Raw genomic sequence first — 16563 nt, forward strand, 5'->3', positions numbered from 1 at the left:
GGGGGTGAGGGCCAATGCAACGATATTGAATCTAATCAGGAATCTTCAAGTCAATTAAGCCTATCTACTTAGCAAGGCAGAGCTACACGTTCAACCGGTCAATATCAAACGCTTACTCAACGGGTCTAAACCCAGGGTTGTATTGCAACAATTGTGAGAGTAGGAGAAGCCCAATAAAAGCGATCGCAACTCTCAAACCAGAGATCATCGAACCCCGCATCATTTAAAATAAGGACTCACACAACAGGAACCCCACAGTGGCTAAGCTCAGCGGCGCTCAAATCCGACAGAAATTTCTCGACTTCTACGCGGCCAAAAACCATCAAGTCTTACCGAGTGCTTCCCTGGTGCCAGAAGATCCCACAGTACTGCTCACCATTGCTGGGATGCTGCCCTTCAAGCCCATCTTCCTGGGCCAAAAGCCTGCTGAGTACCCACGGGCGACGACTTCGCAGAAGTGTATTCGCACCAACGATATTGAGAATGTCGGGAAGACCGCCCGCCACCATACCTTCTTCGAGATGTTGGGCAACTTCAGCTTTGGCGATTACTTTAAAGAACAAGCCATTGCTTGGGCCTGGGAACTCTCCACAAAGGTGTATAAACTCCCCCCCGAGCGCATTATCCCCAGCGTGTTTGTAGAGGATGATGAAGCCTTTGCGATCTGGCGAGACAAAATTGGCATTCCTGCTCACCGAATTCAGCGTATAAGAGAAGACAACTTCTGGACTAGTGGCCCTACAGGTCCCTGCGGTCCCTCCTCAGAATTGTTTTATGACTTTTATCCTGAAAGGGGCGACGACAGTATTGATCTCGAAGACGATTCCCGGTTTATCGAGTACTACAACTTAGTGTTCATGCAGTCCAATCAGGACAGCGAGGGTAAACTGACACCCCTAGAAAAGCAAAATATTGACACGGGCTTGGGTCTAGAGCGGATGGCTCAAATCCTCCAGGGAGTGCCCAACAACTATGAGACCGATCTGATTCTCCCGATCATCAAGACAGCAGCTAAGATCGCCGGGATTAAGTATAAAAAGTCCGACGAGAAGACTAAGACTTCGCTAAAGGTGATTGGCGATCATATTCGGGCGGTCGTACATCTAATTGCCGATGGAGTAACGGCCTCCAATACCGATCGCGGCTATATACTCCGCAGGCTGATTCGGCGTGTTGTGCGGCACGGTCGATTGATTGGTATTGAGGGAGCCTTTACAACTGAAGTCGCTGAGAGTGCGATCTCACTCTCTGAATCTGCTTTCCCTACCGTCCGCGAACGGGAGTCAGCCATTAAAGCAGAGCTAGAGCGCGAAGAGGCCCAGTTCTTGGCTACGTTAGGGCGAGGCGAAAAACTGCTGGCTGACATTATGGCTAGTAAACCAAAGCAAATCTCCGGCGAAGACGCCTTTACTCTCTACGACACCCACGGTTTCCCGTTTGAGCTAACCCAAGAGATCGCCGCCGAGCAGGGGCTAACGGTGGACGAAAAAGGTTTTGAAGCAGAAATGGCGAAGCAGCGCGATCGCTCCCGTGATGCCCACGAAACTATCGATCTCACCGCTCAGGGTGCCTTGAGTCAGCTCAAGATTCATCCCACTGAGTTTTTGGGCTATACCCAGCCCGACTCTAGCGCTGCGGTAAAGGCATTGCTAGTAGAAGGCAAGTCTGCCGATAGTGCTGAGGCCGGAACGCAGGTGCAAGTAGCGCTCGACCAAACCCCTTTCTATGCCGAATCCGGGGGACAGATTGGCGACCAAGGCTATCTGTCAGGTAAAGATGTTTTGGTCCGCGTCGAAGATGTACAAAAAGAGTCCGATGTTTTTATCCATTACGGACGGGTTGAGCGCGGCAGTCTCAAAGTGGGCGATCAGGTTTCAGCCCAGATCGATCTGGCCTGTCGTCGTCGGGTGCAGGCCCATCACACCGCCACGCATTTGCTCCAAGCTGCTCTGAAAAAATTGATTGACGAGAATATTGGACAGGCCGGTTCTCTGGTTTCCTTCGAACGCCTGCGGTTTGACTTCAACTATGGCAAGCCATTGACGGCAGAAGAACTGCAGTCCATCGAAGAGCAGATCAATACCTGGATTGCAGAAGCCCACGCAACGACCACCAGCGTCATGCCCATTGCTGACGCAAAAGCCAAAGGTGCCGTTGCCATGTTTGGCGAAAAGTACGGTGCAGAAGTCCGGGTGATGGATGTCCCTGGTGTGTCAATGGAGCTGTGTGGCGGCACCCACGTCACAAATACGGCTGAGATTGGCATCTTCAAGATCGTTTCTGAAGCGGGTGTTTCTTCTGGCATTCGTCGCATTGAAGCCATTGCGGGACCGGCTGTGCTGGAGTATCTCAACGTGCGTGATGCCGTGGTGCGAGATTTGAGCGATCGATTCAAAGCCAAACCGGAGGAACTGCCGGAACGGATTACAAACCTCCAGACTGAGTTGAAGTCTACACAGAAACAGCTTGAGCAACTCAAATCTGAGCTAGCCATTACTAAATCTGATCAGCTTGTCGAGCAGGCGGATTCGGTTGGTTCATTTAAGGTGCTGGTGTCTCAACTTGAAGGTGTCGATCCTGAAGCGTTGAAGACGGCGGCGGAACGGCTATTGCAAAAGCTAGGTGAAGGTGCAGTGGTGCTGGGGTCTGTCCCAGAGGCTGGCAAAGTCAGTCTGGTGGCGGCGTTTAGTCCAGAAGTGATTAAGCAAGGGCTGCAGGCAGGGAAATTTGTGGGTGCGATCGCAAAACAATGCGGCGGCGGCGGCGGCGGTCGTCCGAACTTAGCACAGGCGGGCGGACGCGATCCCAGCAAACTGGGCGCAGCCTTAGCTGACGCTCGACAACAGTTAAGTGATGCTCTCGGTTGATGAAGGCAGTTATCTTTGATCTAGATCAGACACTCCTTGATCGCGAACAATCACTGATAAGTTTCGCTAAATGGCAGTGTCGCGGCATGCTGCGAACTAATATAAATGATGAGAATTTATTTATAGCCCGCTTCATCGAATTAGATGCAAACGGTACTGTCTGGAAAGATAGAGTTTACGAGAGTTTAATTTCTGAATTTGAAATACAGGGTTGGAGTGTTCCAGAACTTCTATCCGTTTACGAACTGTGTTTCTGTGGATTTTCCGTTCCAAAGAATGGGGTCAGAGATGCGCTCGATGAAATTTCGAAGAACTACAAACTAGGTCTGATTTCTAATGGGATGACACCTTTCCAAGAACGTAACTTTCAAAGCCTTGGATTTGCTTCGCAGTTTGAGAGCATCATTGTTTCTCAGGCCGTAGATATTCGCAAGCCTGACCCAAGAATCTTTGAGCTCAGTTGTAAAGAACTCGGAATTGATACATCAGAGGCTATCTACGTCGGAGATAATCCTGTCGCAGATATTGAAGGGGCAAGGGATACAGGATTACACACCATATTTATTCCTAGCTCGGTACATTCTAAATGCTCCATTGCAGACGCCATCTGTTCTGATATGAGACAGCTTCCGCAGATTATCAATGGCTTTGTCGATCCGTGATTGAATACTGATTGCACAAGTAGCATGCGGCAACGATACAGCAGCGGCCTTCAATTCGTTAATAATAGGTCTTCACTCGGGCTTAGTTGCGATCGCAACCCCTCTCACCGGCCCCGGATAGCCCTCAATCGTCTTCGTCACATCATTGGGATCTAAAAAATCCGCCAGCGATTGCTTCATCATCCAATCTGTTGCCCGCTGCTCTTGAACCGTCGTCGGCGTCACATCCACAATCCGAACGTCTTGAAACCCGCATTGAGCCAGCCAAAGCCTGAGGGTACCGCAAGAAGGAATCGCCCACACATTCCGCATTTGAGCATAGCGATCTTCGGGCACCAGTACTTGCTCTTGCTCTCCCGCCAGCACCAAAGTCTCCAGCACTAACTCTCCCCCCGGCCTCAGTGCATCACCCAGCACCGCCAGATGCTCCAGTGGTTCGCGGCGGTGATACAGCACACCCATCGAAAACACCGTATCAAAAGCACACAAACAACCCGGCAGATGTTCAATCCCCAGCGGCAACACGTAGACTTCTGGTTGCGGTAGATAGCGTCGCATCGCCGCATACTGCATTTCAAATAAGCGCGATGGATCTAAACCAATCACCAGTGCAGCCCCGGCCCCCGCCATCCGCCAAGCATAGTAACCATTTCCGCAGCCCACATCTAAAATCACCCGCCCCTCCAGGGGTTGAATCTGGTCCTTAATACGCTCCCACTTCCAGTCAGAACGCCACTCCGTATCGAGATGGAGACCAAATAGCTCAAACGGTCCTTTGCGCCAGGGCTTGAGCTGCTTCAGAGCTGTTACAAGTTGCTCTTGCAGTTCCCCATCAATATCCTTTGACCGACCGATCCTGACACCGTTGACCAAATCGACCTCACTGGGCAGCGCATCTGGAAGACTGGCAACGGCCTGCTGCCATTGCTCCATATGACCGTGCTTTTTCGGTGCTGTTTGGAGCTGTGTTGGCAGCGTCTCTAGCCAGGGGCGCACAGAGGTTCGAGAGAGACGGTCATACAATCGATCGAGTTCAAGCATAAACGGGAGTTCCAAGCCTCCCTAGACTATGCCATGCTCTAGAAAGAGTTGAGGAAAAGAACCTTGGCAAAAGTGGGTGATGCCATCCAGGCTGCAAATGCGAACTGGTCTTTCGGGGGGCAAACCCGCGAACAGTTTGAACAGCATATTCATAAATCTGTTCCCTTTTATGCCGAAGGACATCAGCTTGTGGAGGCGCTCTCTGATTTCTTTCTAGTGGAAGGTTCAGTTTGCTATGACTTAGGCTGCTCCACCGGTTCACTTATGGTCTCGCTCGCGGAACGTCATGCCAACAGGCAGATTCAGTTTATCGGCATTGACTGCGAAGCCGATATGGCTCAGCAGGCGCAGGCCCAAGGTCAAACCTTTGCCAATATTGAGATCCGTCACCAGAACTTGATTGATGTAGAGCTGGAGCCAGCCGACCTGATTGTGGCCTATTACACGATGCAATTCGTCAATCCCAAGCATCGCCAAGCCATCTTCAATCAGATTTACGAAGCCCTTAACTGGGGCGGCGGTTTAATTTTGTTTGAGAAAGTGCGCGCCCCCGATGCTCGCTTCCAGGACATGACGACGACGCTCTACACCGACTTTAAGTTGCAGCAGGGTTATTCCGGCGATGAGATTGTAGCCAAGACCCGCAGTCTAAAAGGAGTCTTGGAACCTTTTTCCACTGCAGGCAATCTAGGATTATTAGAACGAGCCGGTTTTGTCGATATTATGACAGTGATGAAGTACGTTTGTTTCGAGGGTTTCCTAGCCATCAAGTGATCTAGAGGTGGTGCGAAACAGTTGGAGATAAATAAATGACCTATGCCCTAACCATACGCTTAAAAACTCAGTTCTAAGCTATGTATTCTCCCCCCTTTTTCAAGGGAGGCTGAGGGGGATCTGACTCGTGGCCGTATGCAACAGGCTTGCTAAAATTACGGGTTGTAGAGCGATAGCTGAGGGAAGAGCATACTTTAAAGTGTGGCAGATGTACCACCATTTTGGCCCGTGCCTAGTTATCACGACTAATTACTATTTGAAGAGTTATCAACGATGCAAAGATATCTAAAATTTTCTCTACTGACTTTATTCATTGCGCTATCCGCATGTACAAATGGGAATCTCACGGAGAACAGCAGCATTGAAACGGCTGCTGAACCAGAGAATATTGACTCAGCGTTCACTCAAGGTGCCGAGCCAGAAGATGTTGAACCGACGGTAGAAGGCGTCGGACGGATCGAATCGGAATCAGAGCCAACACCAGTGGCAGCCGCCCCCAGCGAGGTGCTTCAGACCCAGCCAGGGCCAAGGGGTATGGAGGTAGACTTACGTCGTGCTGTCGTTACTGGTGATATCCTGACCGTTGAAATCACCTATCGCAACCCGACTGATAGGGTCCAATCTACGGTCTACAAACCTGATAAAGTCAGCATCATTGATGATGCCACCTCGAAACGGTATGACGTGCTTCAAGACGACACAGAGCGCTACATGGCATCGCCATTAGCTGCGACAGACAGCATTAGCCTCACGGCGGCGTCCAAGGGGGGAGCAGCTACTGGGTGGTTCAAGTTCCCGGCTCCGCCCCCTTCTTCAGAGACAATCTCGGTCAATATCCCCGAGGTAGGAGCTTTCCTAGGTGTTCCGGTGCAGCGATGAGCAAACATTTGACCACAATACTCTTGCTGCTTATATCTGCGCTGGTGGGCTGCAGTGAGCCGATTGCCGAGTTGCCCCCCGAACCACCTGCGGGGAAAGAAGCCTCTTCGCCTGTTTTGCCTTCTCCTGACAGTGAGCTTCCTACTCCCTCTGAACAGAGTCAAGACCGTCTTGATTCCAGTACTCGTAGCGAGAATAATGATGCCGGTAGACCTCTCACCGCGCGAGTAAGCGATCTCAATGCGCTTGTCGATGAGCTGGGTGGGCGTGTGACGGCGCAAGAGATTACGGTTCCACTCCCCGCTGACGTTCTGTTTGATTTTGATAAGGCCGAGCTGCGTTCTGATGCCCTGCCCACGCTCCAGCGTCTTGCAGATCTAATCAGAGAAAGTGGTGATGGAGCAATTCAGATCGAAGGACATACAGACTCTAAAGGTGAAGAAGCCTACAATCAGCCTCTCTCTGAGCGGCGCGCCCAAGCCGTTGCTGATTGGCTCACCAGTCAGGGTATAGGCTCAGATCGCCTACGCTCAAGTGGCTTGGGTGAATCAAAGCCAGTCGCAGAAAATACAAATGCAGACGGCAGCGATAATCCTGAAGGACGTCAGCAAAATCGACGGGTAGAGGTCATTATTCAGCGAGAATGATGACGAAAAGGGGTGCTGCTAGCTTTGTCCTGAGAGAGGAGCAGCGTTACCGGCTTGATGTTCCAAGCCTGTTATTTTAGACGTTTTGCAGATAGGAACTCGACAAGTCGGTTTTGTCGATATTATGACGGTGATGAAGTACGTCTGTTTTGAAGGGTTCCTCGCTATCACGTAGCCCCAGTCACACCATGCCAGATCATTCACTCGTTATAGAGCCACCTTGCGATCGCCCTATCGTAGTGGCAACCATGTATAAATTTATATACATAGAAGACTGCCTGCCCCTCAAAGAGCAGCTCATCGAAATTTTTCAGGCCCACAACCTCATGGGCACCATTCTCTTAGCCACAGAAGGCTTAAATGGCACCGTTGCCGGTCCAGCATCGGGAATAGAGGCTCTATTTCAGTTTTTGCATCAAGATTCACGATTTGTTGACCTATGGCCGAAGCTTTCCTACGTACCAAGCCCCCCCTTTAAACGCATGAAAGTTAAGGTGAGGCGCGAGATTGTCTCCATGGGCTTAGAGGGCATCGATCCAGCAGAGAAAACCGGCACCCATATTGATCCTAAAAACTGGAATGAGCTGATCCGAGACCCCGAAGTGCTGGTAATTGATACTCGCAATCAGTATGAGTATGAGATTGGTACCTTTGAAGGGGCTAAGTCGCCTGAGACCGAGAATTTTCGACAATTCCCGCAGTTTGTTGATGAGCAGCTTAATCCCAAAGAGCACCCAAAAGTCGCAATGTTTTGTACCGGTGGAATTCGTTGTGAGAAGGCTAGCGCCTATCTATTGGAACAGGGATTCGAAGAGGTCTATCAGCTAGAGGGCGGCATTCTCAATTACCTACAGGCGCACCAGCCTGAAAATTCTCTATGGAATGGCGAATGCTTTGTCTTCGACGAGCGCGTTGCCGTCGATGAACAGCTTCAACCCGGTAGCCATACCATGTGTTTTGGCTGTCGCCACCCGCTATCCGAGCAAGACTATCAATCAGAGAAATACGAGCCAGGCATCTCCTGCCCCCATTGCTTCGATCAGCTAACTGAAAGCCAGCGTGCTAGCTTTGCAGAGCGCAGATTACAGATGGAGCTTGCGGCCCAACGCAGCCAAAAACATCTGGGAACATCGGAAGAAACGTAAGGCTGTGCAGGCCCGTTACGGTTTACGCACCGTAATAGGATTTGTAAACAGCGTTGAATTCGGTATTAGGATGCGATCTCCTTCAGTTTCCAGGGTTGTGTAGCGCAGATCAATTTCAATCACCGTTCCCTCTAAACCCGACACCGTAATCCAGTCCCCACGGATAAACGGACGGTAGGTCAAGACAAGTACACCAGAGAGCAAATTTGACAGAACGTCCTTGAGGGCAAAGCCTAGAGCAAAGCCCGTCAGACCTAGGCTAGCAACCATCGCTGAGACATCAACCCCCATCGTGCCCATTGAGACGGTTATACCCACTAGAATGATGCCCACAGAGACCACTCGGCGCAGAAGGTTAACAATATCCCGATCTAGATGGCTACGCCGACCGACCTGATCAACAATCCTTCCGGCAACGAGACTGAGAAACCAGAAGACAAGCAGGCTCAGTAAACCTGAAATGAGCTGAGGGGTAAATAGCAAGAGTTTCTCAGTCAATGCTTTAATGCCGTCGTTCATATTCTTTAAGGCTCTATTCCATCTTCAAAAAATTCTGTGGGTACAACGCGTACCTTAAGCTGGACGGGCTGCTCAAGACGTTCAACAAGAAACTGACGAACCAACTGCACCTGTTTTTGAGAGATGGTGCCCGGGGGTGCGGCAACATCTAACTCAACAAAAGCACTATCAAAATCAGGGCGAACCTCAAGGCGCTGAATCTCAGTATTGGCAAAGGTTAGCGATTCACGTGAAATTAGGGTATTTATTTCAGATTTGAGCTGCTGTCGCACCAAAATATTACGTAGAGACCAGCCGAGAGGTACTCCAAGAATCAGTAGGGAGACGCCCCCGGCCACCAAGCTCTTTCTCGCTCGTTCGAGAGAACCATAGCTCTGAAAAAGGAAAACAAGTGAACCACTGAGAATAATACCAATCAAGTTGGTGGCAAATAGGACAGTGGCCCCTACCGCAATATTTGTGTTGGCCCAAGCGATCCCAATGCCAATCACGCTCAGTGGTGGCACTAACGCGACAGAGATTGCGACCCCAGGCAGGGCATTTTCAACCTGACGCCGCGACTGGGCAAAGGCTCCAGCAGCCCCTGCTGCCAGCGCTACGCCTAAGTCAATCAAGGTGGGCCTGACCCGAATTAAAATCTCTGAACTCGGCGTTTTCAAACCGATGAGAAATGTAATAATCGCGGCAGTCAAAACAGAAAGAATGACGCCCTTGAAGGTGGTCAATACCGATCGCTTCAGCAAGCGTCGGTTCCCCACAGTCATGGCATAGGCCATCCCAATAATAGGCCCCATCAAGGGAGCAATGATCATGGCACCAATAATGGCGGCAGCACTATTGGCAAGCAGCCCTAGCGTTGAGATCACACCAGACAGACTCAGAAGCGCATAGAAGCTTAAAGAGGGAACCGAGGCCTTCCAGAGGCTACGGTTCAGCGCAGCGATGGGCCTTTTCTTTTCAATGACCCAACTCCAATCACCGCTATTCTGATTCCAAATCTCAGAGATTTTTTTGCGCGTGCGGATGAGCTGCCGAAAAAAGCGTAGCTTCAGTAGTCTGCGCTTCAGCGAGGGTGAAGATTTATGGGTCATGCAGGTTCAAGTCGGAGGAGGCTGGTCTGGATTAACTGAAACGGCATACCGAGCAGGCAATATTTTAGAGCCATATTTTTGGGCATAAACCTGTGTCAGTTCAGCACCAAAAAAGAGAATTTGAGCTGAGTAATATACCCATAGTAGAAGAACAGCAAGAGACCCGGCTGCGCCATAGGTCGAGCTAAAGCTGCTGTGGCCGAGATAAAGACCAATCAGAGCTTTACCCACCGAGAATAAAATCGAGGTCATGATCGCACCAACCCAGACGTCACTCCACTTGATCATGACGTCTGGCAGCACTTTATAAATCATGGCAAACAAGATAGTGATCACGCCAAATGAGATCACAAGGTCCAGGAATTGACCAATTTGAATCAAACCTTCCGAGCCTTTGTTGAGATACTCACTGATGACTGCAAGGCCCGCACTGAAGATCAGAGCTACGAGCAGCAGAAAGCCAATACCTAAAACCATCGCAAAAGATAAAACGCGATCGCGCACAAAACTGACAATCCCTCGACCGGGTTTGGGCTTGACCTGCCAGATTGTATTCAGAGCATCCTGGAGTTGCGCAAACATGCCGGTGGCTCCAAAAACCAAAAAGACAAGACTGCTGAGTGTGGCAGTAATACCGGACCCTGACTGCTGCGTATCCCGCATCATGACCTTTACAATAGCTGCACCATCGTCGCCAACCAGATCTCTAAACTGAGCTAGAATCTGAGCCTGGGCTGCCTCTTCACCGAAGGCAAGACTCAAGATCGCAATCACAATTACGAGAATGGGAGCGAGCGAAAAGGCTGTGTAGTAAGCCAGAGCCGCCGCCAGTCGAGAGGCTTTGTCGGCCTGCCACTTCGCAATTGTCATCCTCAGCAACTTAATGGCTCGCTTTAGTTTCGGGGGCATACTGACAAAGGTCCATTTAGATCGGCTTGAAGAGGCTTGTGAAGCTCTAGTTTACGCTCCGGGAAGATTGAGACGAGTGGGGTTATCAACGTTGCTTAAAATTGTGCCGCAGATATCATCCAACTGCAGATCCCTGGCATTGTAACCGAACAGATTTTTGAATTCACGACCTAGCAAAACTAAAGCCCAAACATTTAGCTATGTGGAGCCAAAGGAGCACAGATACGAGCGATGTTCAAAGATAAAGATGTCCGAGCAAATTCACATGCGGTTTGAGCCGGAAAATCGACTCGGAACGAATCATGTCTAATCGTCTTTAAGCTTCAATACAGCCATAAAAGCCTCCTGGGGCACATCAACACTGCCCACAGACTTCATTCGCTTTTTGCCTTTTTTCTGCTTCTCTAGTAACTTGCGCTTCCGCGATACGTCGCCGCCGTAGCACTTCGCCAATACATCCTTGCGCAGGGCTGGGATGCGCTCACTAGCAATCACCTTAGAGCCAATCGCAGCCTGAATCGGAATCTTAAACTGATGGCGGGGAATGAGTTCTTTAAGTTTGCTCACTAGCGCCCGCCCCATCCCGTATGCTTTATCGCGATGCACGATGGCCGCGAGCGAATCAACCGGATCTTCATTGATCAAAATATCAAGCTTCACCAGATGGTTCTCGCGATAGCCAATTAACTGATACTCCATGCTGGCGTAGCCGCGCGATCGCGACTTCATCTGGTCAAAAAAGTCTGTGACAACTTCCGCCAAGGGCAATTGATAAATTAACGTTGTCCGCCCCGGCGTCAGGTATTTCATATCCTTGAATTCGCCTCGCCGATCTTGGCCCAGCTCCATCAGCGTCCCCACAAACTCCTCGGGGGTAATCATATCGACTTGAACGGAGGGCTCTTCAATTTTTTCGCGGTGGTTTGGCTCTGGCAGAGTACTGGGGTTATCAATCGTGATCACCTCTCCCGTATTGGTGGTGACGCGATAGACCACTGAAGGGGCCGTAATAATCAGGTTGAGGTTGTACTCACGCTCTAAACGCTCCTGCACAATTTCCATATGCAGCAGGCCCAAAAAGCCGCACCGGAAGCCAAAGCCCATCGCGCTGGAGGTCTCAGGCTCATAGTTAAGGGCTGCGTCATTCAGCTTTAGGCGCTCCAAAGCATCGCGCAAATCAGGGAACTGATCGGCATCAATGGGAAACATCCCGCAGAACACCATCGGCTTCGCTTCAACGTAACCTGGTAGGGGGTCTGCAGCCTCGGCTTTGGCAAGGGTAATGGTGTCGCCCACCCGAGCATCTTCTACAGCCTTGATAGAGGCTGCAATGTAACCCACTTCTCCGGCATGGAGTTCACCAACCTGGACCTGAGTCGGTGAGAGAACACCGAGTTCATCGATATCAAATTCTTTGCCTGAGGCCATCAGGTGGATGCGATCGCCCGTCTTAACGGTCCCATCCATGACGCGGAAATATACAATGACGCCTCGGTATACATCGTAATAACTGTCAAAGATCAAAGCCCGCAGCGGCTTATCGGTCGTATCTTCCGGCGGCGGCACAAGATGAACAATGGATTCCAGAATTTCATCAACACCAATGCCAGCCTTCGCTGAAGCATGAATGGCCCCACTGCAGTCAAGCCCTACAATCTCTTCAATTTCGTCCTTAACCCGCTCAGGCTCAGCACCCGGCAAATCAATCTTGTTGAGGACGGGGATAATCTCCAAATCATTCTCAATAGCGAGGTAAACGTTTGCCAAAGTTTGAGCTTCAACCCCTTGGGAAGCATCAACAACCAGCAAAGCTCCTTCACAAGCGGCTAGAGATCGCGACACTTCATAAGAAAAGTCCACATGCCCCGGTGTGTCAATCAGATTAAGCACATATTCTTCACCGTCTTGGGCCTTGTAGTTCATCCGAGCAGCCTGCAGCTTGATAGTGATGCCTCTCTCTCTCTCAAGATCCATGCTGTCGAGGAACTGCTCTTTCATTTCCCGAGCCTGCACCGTACCGGTCACCTGCAATAGGCGATCTGCCAGCGTAGACTTGCCGTGATCGATATGGGCAATGATCGAAAAGTTGCGAATACGAGAGACGGGAACGTCAGTCATGCGGTCAGTAAACTCACAAAGGGCTAAGGGAGTATGGAGAACCCCAACAAAATTGTAATCGTTCCTAACGCGGGTGCGGTGATTTAGGTAGTGTTACGTTAACCCGTTGCCCAGATGACAGGTTGAGGGATTTACAGCTCCAGCTTTACATAGATGTCAGCTGATCAGCTCCTTCATTATCCTGATGGCTTTGCGCGGGTATCTCCGCTATCGCTTGACTTATCAAGATATCTTTAGGATTGCTGTTTAAAAAATCAGAGGGTTGCTCCCATTCATCTGCCTTCATAGAGCCAATGCAACAGAACCTTCATCAGCTTGATTTATACTATTTCAATCGGCCATTAGATTTGGAAAAAGCTTAGATGCAGAAACAACAGAGCGATGTTTTTCTGCGCACGAAGAAATTATCAGCCCTACCATTAGCGGTGACACTATGCGGCGTGATAGCTCTAACTTTTATGGCCTTCTGGGTTGTACTACAGCTCGAAAAATCCAATCGAAAGAAAGAATTTAAATTACAGGCATCCAATGCAGAATTATCCATCCAAAGAGCATTGGATCGGAATATCGAATCCATCGAATCCATCGTTGCTCTTTACAATGCCTCTGAGACGGTTGAGCGGCAGGAGTTTCAAAAGTTTGTCGAAGTTCGCTTGCTTGAGAATTCAGCGATCAAAGCGCTGGAGTGGATACCACGGATCCCCTCTACCGAACGAGAGACCTACGAACAGGCAGCTAGACAAGAGGGGTTCCCTAACTTCCAAATCACCGAGCGCAATCTGCAGGGGCAGATAGTCAGGGCCAGTCAACGCCTAGAATACTTCCCCATCTATTACATAGAACCCTTTCAAGGCAATGAGCCTGCACTTGGCTTCGATCTAGCATCTAATCCGGCTCGACTAAAGGCGATGAATCAAGCCCGAGATCAAAATCAAGCGATCGCCACCGCTCCCATTGACTTGGTACAAGAAACACTAAAAGGCAAGAAAGGTATTCTCATCTTTTTGCCCATCTTTCGCCAAGATCAACCGATCAACTCTATTCCAGCTCGTCGCCAGAACCTAGAAGGATTTACCCTTAGCATTTTCCTGATTGAGGATCTGATGAACCGTATCTTGGATGGCACCCTCCCAAAGGGCTTCGAATTTTACCTCTTGGATCAATCATTGCCTCAGAGCGAACAACTCCTCTACGCCGCTTCGTCCACTCAAAAGAAGACCTCTGGCAATTTTAAGGGGGATATAGCTAGCACTCTTCAGAAAGGAATTTATTACACCACAACCCTAGATATTGCTGAACGGAAATGGTTACTGATTGCCAAACCTAATGCAGACTCTATTGTCCATCAAAGTTCTGGTCTTCAATGGTTGGTTTTGGCGAGTGGGGGAGTCGTGATGCTTGGATCTATGGCGAACTCGTTGGCGCAAGCCCTTGAGCGCAGACAGGCAGCATCCACCTTGAAAAAGAGTGAAGCTAGATTTAGAGCATTAGTGACCTCCGCCCCAGTTGGGATTTATCAAACCTCTTTCCAGGGAGAGTGTGAGTTCGTAAACGCCCGTTGGCAAGCTATGACAGGACTTACGATAGATGAGGCAATGGGAACTGGCTGGTCTCATGTACTCCATCCTGAGGATCGAGAGCGAATTTGGAGCGAATGGTCTCAGGCGACTGAATCGGGGATAGAGTTTGAGTCGGAATATCGATTCTTGACGCCCCAGAAAAAGGTGGTTTGGGTGTATGGCCGGGCGATCTCACTTCGAGATGATGCTGGAACCGTGACGGGCTATTTAGGAATCGTAACGGATATTAGCGATCGCAAGCGCGCAGAAGAAGAACTGCAGCAACTCAACCAAGAACTCTCTCGCTCTAATCAAGAGCTGGGTCAGTTTGCCTATGTTGCGTCTCATGATCTGCAGGAACCACTCCGTAAAATCAAAAGCTTCACCGAACTCTTGGTCAAACGCTACCCAGAACAAGGAGACGAAAAAGCAGAGCGTTATATGAACCACATTATGGATGGGACCCATCGGATGCAGTTACTGATCCGCGATTTGCTGACCTATTCTCGAGCCGGACGAGCGGAACTTAATATTCAAACCACTGACCTAAACGAAATCTTAGAGGGCGTTAAGTCTGACCTCGCCCACATTATTGCAGAACGAGAGGTCCAGATTGATGCTCAGCTCCTGCCAACTCTATCTATAGATCCGTCGCAAATGCGGCAGTTGTTTCAGAATCTAATCAGTAATGCAATCAAATACTGTCAAGCTGATATCCCCAAAGTTTTAATTCGGGTCGTTCAATCTGAAGCATTCTGGACTTTTACCGTTCAAGATAACGGCATTGGTATTGATCCTAAGTATGCTGATCGTATTTTTGTGATTTTCCAGCGCCTTCACAACCGTGAAGCCTATTCTGGGACCGGGATTGGCCTAGCAGTCTGCAAAAAAATTATTGAGCGACACGGTGGTAAAATCTGGCTCGATCCATCATCTCAAACTGGATCTACATTTATGTTTACGCTACCCAGCAAAGGCCAAATTCAGCAACAAGTTAAGGATGGCGGATAGACTGTGTCTCAACTCACCCCATCAAAAGTAAAGTCAGACTCGTAATGATCTGCAAGTATTGATGAGCTACAAGCAATGCACAACAAGGAAAACATGCAATATTTACTGGGGCATGTCAGAAAAAAAAGAGCCTGAGATTTTCAGGCTCTTTTTCAAGTAGGTCTATCCAGACTTTATTGAACTATCGAATAGTGCCCTCTAGCTGAGCCGTAGGAATTGGCTTGAGCAAATAGAGATTTAGAAACTGGATGGCGTTGGAGATAAACGCAGGTAGCTTCTTGAGAGTCTTAACCGGCTTGGACGCATTGGAAGCATCCACAGCACGGAGCTTCTCACCATTCGCAACGCAGGTTTCTAAGCGGCGATAGAAGTCAGGATGATTAACATCTAACACGATGGGGAATACGCGACCCGCAGTATCGTTAGTCTTCTCAATAACCTCCTTGTCATACTCACGGGCATTGAGGCCCAGCATGGCATAAAAGTCAGAGCGGTTTAGATCATTGAGATACATGGTGGCAAACACCGACAGCAAGAAGAAACGGCACCAGAGCCGTGCTTTCCAGTCTTTAAGAATATCGGGTTGCGATCGCATCAGCGCATCAAAGAAGTCGCCGTGGCGATTTTCATCCTGGCACCAGTTCTCAAAGAACTCAAAGATGGGGTAGATGCAGTCGTCAGGATTCTGCTCTAGGTGGCGATAGATGGTGATGTAGCGCCAGTAACCAATCTTCTCAGAGAGGTAGGTGGCATAGAGAATGAACTTAGGCTTGAAGAACGTGTAGCTGCGGCTCTTGGTCAAGAAACCTAGATCAAGAGACAGGTTGAAGTCAGACATCGCCTTGTTCAGAAAACCGGCATGGCGAGCTTCATCTCGGGAGATGAGGTTAAAACACTCCGCCAGCATAGGGTTCTTATCTTTGATGCGGCGGCTGATTTCTTTGTAGAGCAAGAAACCCGAAAACTCCGCCGTACAGGAGCGCTCTAGAAACTCAATAAAGAGCTTGCGCTTCTCACCGTCAATATGATCCCAGGACTTTTCAAAGCGATCGTCCCGCACAAAGTGAGTTTTGTTGTAGTCAATCTTGAATTCATCCAGGATGGCCTGCATCTCGTCCTCATTGATCGAGAGGTCCATCTTCGCCATTTCATCAAAATCGGTGGTGTAAAACCGTGGCGTGAGGATTGTCTCAGCGGCGGGGGATTTTATCCCATCGCGCATTTCAGAAGGTTCAGGCTTGCTGAGGGTATTTACCATGAGGGCCTCAAGTCGTTGTTTCGATGTAATTTATGCCGCTGTCAGACACAGACTGTAATCTTTCGTCACGTTTGTAAGGAAAG

Annotated in this window: 13 protein-coding genes; 7 read left to right on the plus strand and 6 right to left on the minus strand. The window is 49.6% G+C overall.

The window, feature by feature from the left end; all coding sequences use genetic code 11:
- The first annotated feature begins 257 nt into the window (after positions 1–257).
- Positions 258–2867 carry an alanine--tRNA ligase gene (alaS, locus tag C1752_RS24795; protein WP_110988737.1) on the plus strand — a complete coding sequence of 870 codons (2610 nt, stop codon included), beginning with the start codon at positions 258–260 and terminating at the stop codon, positions 2865–2867.
- Entirely contained in the window at positions 2867–3529 is a 663-nt protein-coding gene (locus C1752_RS24800; RefSeq protein ID WP_110988738.1) for an HAD family hydrolase, read from the plus strand. The genes alaS and C1752_RS24800 overlap by 1 nt, the downstream gene beginning before the upstream one ends.
- A 72-nt stretch (positions 3530–3601) precedes the next feature.
- On the opposite strand, the gene cmoB is transcribed toward C1752_RS24800, so the two are convergent.
- The gene (gene cmoB / locus C1752_RS24805; protein ID WP_110988739.1) at positions 3602–4570 is read right to left on the minus strand and encodes a tRNA 5-methoxyuridine(34)/uridine 5-oxyacetic acid(34) synthase CmoB; all 969 of its coding nucleotides are present in this window, start codon (positions 4568–4570) and stop codon (positions 3602–3604) included.
- A 63-nt stretch (positions 4571–4633) separates the two neighbouring features.
- On the opposite strand from cmoB, the gene C1752_RS24810 reads away from it, so the two are divergent.
- From C1752_RS24810 to trhO, 4 genes are all read left to right on the plus strand, one after another.
- Positions 4634–5344: a methyltransferase domain-containing protein gene (locus C1752_RS24810; protein WP_110988740.1), complete on the plus strand. Its 711-nt coding sequence runs from the start codon at positions 4634–4636 to the stop codon at positions 5342–5344.
- Between the two features lie 273 nt (positions 5345–5617).
- Entirely contained in the window at positions 5618–6223 is a 606-nt protein-coding gene (locus tag C1752_RS24815) for a hypothetical protein (protein ID WP_110988741.1), read from the plus strand.
- A complete protein-coding gene (locus tag C1752_RS24820) occupies positions 6220–6870 on the plus strand; it encodes an OmpA family protein (RefSeq protein ID WP_110988742.1) in 651 nt (216 codons plus the stop codon). The genes C1752_RS24815 and C1752_RS24820 overlap by 4 nt, the downstream gene beginning before the upstream one ends.
- Before the next feature lie 188 nt (positions 6871–7058).
- Positions 7059–8015 (plus strand): oxygen-dependent tRNA uridine(34) hydroxylase TrhO, encoded by a 957-nt coding sequence (gene trhO, locus C1752_RS24825; RefSeq protein ID WP_110988743.1) that lies wholly within the window; start codon positions 7059–7061, stop codon positions 8013–8015.
- Positions 8016–8030: 15 nt separating this feature from the next.
- Here the strand turns inward: trhO and C1752_RS24830 are convergent, their stop codons facing one another.
- The 4 genes from C1752_RS24830 to lepA form a co-directional block, all read right to left on the minus strand.
- On the minus strand, positions 8031–8534 hold the full coding sequence (locus C1752_RS24830) for a mechanosensitive ion channel family protein (protein WP_110988744.1): 504 nt from the start codon (positions 8532–8534) through the stop codon (positions 8031–8033).
- Between the two features lie 5 nt (positions 8535–8539).
- Entirely contained in the window at positions 8540–9625 is a 1086-nt protein-coding gene (locus tag C1752_RS24835; RefSeq protein ID WP_110988745.1) for a TIGR00341 family protein, read from the minus strand.
- A 6-nt stretch (positions 9626–9631) separates the two neighbouring features.
- Positions 9632–10534, minus strand: coding sequence for a YihY/virulence factor BrkB family protein (locus C1752_RS24840; RefSeq protein WP_110988746.1), 903 nt, complete (start codon positions 10532–10534; stop codon positions 9632–9634).
- Between the two features lie 306 nt (positions 10535–10840).
- Positions 10841–12652, minus strand: a complete 1812-nt coding sequence (gene lepA, locus C1752_RS24845; RefSeq protein ID WP_110988747.1) for a translation elongation factor 4 — start codon at positions 12650–12652, stop codon at positions 10841–10843.
- A gap of 362 nt (positions 12653–13014) precedes the next feature.
- On the opposite strand from lepA, the gene C1752_RS24850 reads away from it, so the two are divergent.
- The gene (locus C1752_RS24850) at positions 13015–15222 is read left to right on the plus strand and encodes a CHASE domain-containing protein (protein WP_110988748.1); all 2208 of its coding nucleotides are present in this window, start codon (positions 13015–13017) and stop codon (positions 15220–15222) included.
- A gap of 181 nt (positions 15223–15403) precedes the next feature.
- Here C1752_RS24850 and acsF read toward each other — a convergent pair whose 3' ends face one another.
- Positions 15404–16480, minus strand: coding sequence for a magnesium-protoporphyrin IX monomethyl ester (oxidative) cyclase (gene acsF, locus C1752_RS24855; RefSeq protein WP_110988749.1), 1077 nt, complete (start codon positions 16478–16480; stop codon positions 15404–15406).
- Positions 16481–16563 lie beyond the last annotated feature (83 nt).

This window comes from Acaryochloris thomasi RCC1774, assembly GCF_003231495.1.
Taxonomy (GTDB): Bacteria; Cyanobacteriota; Cyanobacteriia; order Thermosynechococcales; family Thermosynechococcaceae; genus RCC1774.

Coding starts and splice junctions, on each gene's coding strand:
- C1752_RS24840 (WP_110988746.1), bottom strand. CDS start 10,534: ATGCCCCCGAAACTAAAGCGAGCCATTAAGTTGCTGAGGATGACAATT.
- C1752_RS24815 (WP_110988741.1), top strand. CDS start 5,618: ATGCAAAGATATCTAAAATTTTCTCTACTGACTTTATTCATTGCGCTA.
- C1752_RS24800 (WP_110988738.1), top strand. CDS start 2,867: ATGAAGGCAGTTATCTTTGATCTAGATCAGACACTCCTTGATCGCGAA.
- C1752_RS24835 (WP_110988745.1), bottom strand. CDS start 9,625: ATGACCCATAAATCTTCACCCTCGCTGAAGCGCAGACTACTGAAGCTA.
- C1752_RS24850 (WP_110988748.1), top strand. CDS start 13,015: ATGCAGAAACAACAGAGCGATGTTTTTCTGCGCACGAAGAAATTATCA.
- cmoB (WP_110988739.1), bottom strand. CDS start 4,570: ATGCTTGAACTCGATCGATTGTATGACCGTCTCTCTCGAACCTCTGTG.
- C1752_RS24830 (WP_110988744.1), bottom strand. CDS start 8,534: ATGAACGACGGCATTAAAGCATTGACTGAGAAACTCTTGCTATTTACC.
- lepA (WP_110988747.1), bottom strand. CDS start 12,652: ATGACTGACGTTCCCGTCTCTCGTATTCGCAACTTTTCGATCATTGCC.
- acsF (WP_110988749.1), bottom strand. CDS start 16,480: ATGGTAAATACCCTCAGCAAGCCTGAACCTTCTGAAATGCGCGATGGG.
- trhO (WP_110988743.1), top strand. CDS start 7,059: ATGCCAGATCATTCACTCGTTATAGAGCCACCTTGCGATCGCCCTATC.
- C1752_RS24820 (WP_110988742.1), top strand. CDS start 6,220: ATGAGCAAACATTTGACCACAATACTCTTGCTGCTTATATCTGCGCTG.